This is a genomic window from Burkholderia sp. BCC0419, from assembly GCF_902830285.1.
In the GTDB taxonomy this organism is placed as follows: Bacteria; Pseudomonadota; Gammaproteobacteria; order Burkholderiales; family Burkholderiaceae; genus Burkholderia.
On the sequence record NZ_CADESR010000025.1, the window covers coordinates 1 to 932 of the forward strand.

Genomic DNA, 932 nt, shown 5'->3' on the forward strand with positions numbered 1-932 from the left:
AACGAACTCTGTCCGTGCGCGATCTCGCGGACGATGAAGTTCACCTGCTGCACGCCATGCGACACGCCGATCGCGAACACGAGGAACGGCACCAGCACCGCGAGCGGATCGAGGCCGAAGCCGAGCAGCTTCAACGTGCCGAACTGCCATACGAGCGACGTGAGCGAGCACGCGACCAGCAGCACCGTGAAGCGCACCGAATGGCAGTACCAGTACACCGCGAGCGTGGTCAGCAGCAGCGCGACCGCGCAGAAGCCGAGCACGGCCGTCGCGCCGTCGGCGATATCGCCGATCTGCTTCGCGAAGCCGATGATCTGGATCTCGTAGCCGGCATCCTCGAACGGCTTGCGGATCTTGTCTTCGAGCAGGTGATTGAACGCCACGTAGTCGAGCACCTTGCCGGCGCTGTCGCGCTCGTTCAGCTCGGCCGTGATCATCGCGCTGTCCTCGCCGTGCGACACGAGCGTGCCGACGTAGCCGCCGAGCGTCGTTGCGCGGCGAATGCCCTGCACGCGATCCGGTGTCAACTGGTCGGGCGTGATGGTGCCGGGAATGATCGGCTCCGCGCGAAAGCCCTCGTCGGTCACTTCGTTGACGAACGCGTTCGGCGTCCACAACGAGCGCACGCCGATCCGGTCGACGTTCGGCAGGTACGTGACGGCCTGCGTGACGTCGTACAGCCGCGTCAGCCCCGGCTTCGACCAGATCGAGCCGTGCTTCGCGCGCACGACCACCGTGATCCGGTTCGCACCGAGCAGGTCGTTCCGGTATTGCTGGAACGTTCGGATGTACTCGTGCCCGATCGGCATCTGCTTTTCGAAACCGGCATCCATGCGCAGCTGCACGGCGAACACGGCCATCGCGACGGTGAACAGCGCGATCGCCGCGAGCACGATCGCGCGGTGACCGAAAAAGAACCTTTCCAGGCGACT

1 pseudogene is annotated in these 932 nt (G+C 65.0%); it reads right to left on the reverse strand.

Annotated elements, in window-relative coordinates:
* Nucleotides 1–926: pseudogene (locus HWW87_RS36850) on the reverse strand (RND family transporter); the annotation flags it as partial.
* Nucleotides 927–932 lie beyond the last annotated feature (6 nt).